This is a genomic window from Pantoea latae, from assembly GCF_002077695.1.
Taxonomy (GTDB): Bacteria; Pseudomonadota; Gammaproteobacteria; order Enterobacterales; family Enterobacteriaceae; genus Pantoea; species Pantoea latae.
The window spans coordinates 1-355 of record NZ_MWUE01000052.1 but is presented as its reverse complement, the minus strand read 5'-3'; the positions used below and the strand labels follow the sequence as shown (position 1 = coordinate 355).

Genomic DNA, 355 nt, shown 5'->3' with positions numbered 1-355 from the left:
CTATTTCAGAAAACAGTATGGTGGAGCTAAGCGGGATCGAACCGCTGACCTCCTGCGTGCAAGGCAGGCGCTCTCCCAGCTGAGCTATAGCCCCATACAGTTACTGCAGAGACCGTCTACTACCACTCAACCTTTCCCTTAAGGAGAAACGTGAATTCGTGCTCAGGCAAGGCATGTTTTCGCGAAGCATAGTGAACTATGCGAGACGGAAACATAACGCAGCATGAGTGCGAATTGGTAGGCCTGAGTGGACTTGAACCACCGACCTCACCCTTATCAGGGGTGCGCTCTAACCACCTGAGCTACAAGCCTGTAGAGGTTTTTCTGCTCGTTACTTTCTATCAGACAATCTGTG

2 tRNA genes are annotated in these 355 nt (G+C 51.0%); both read right to left on the bottom strand.

What is annotated here, in order from left to right:
* Positions 1–18: 18 nt before the first annotated feature.
* A tRNA-Ala gene (locus B2J69_RS23370) sits at positions 19–94 on the bottom strand.
* Positions 95–235: 141 nt separating this feature from the next.
* Positions 236–312: transfer RNA gene (locus B2J69_RS23365), tRNA-Ile, on the bottom strand.
* Between the last annotated feature and the right edge of the window lie 43 nt (positions 313–355).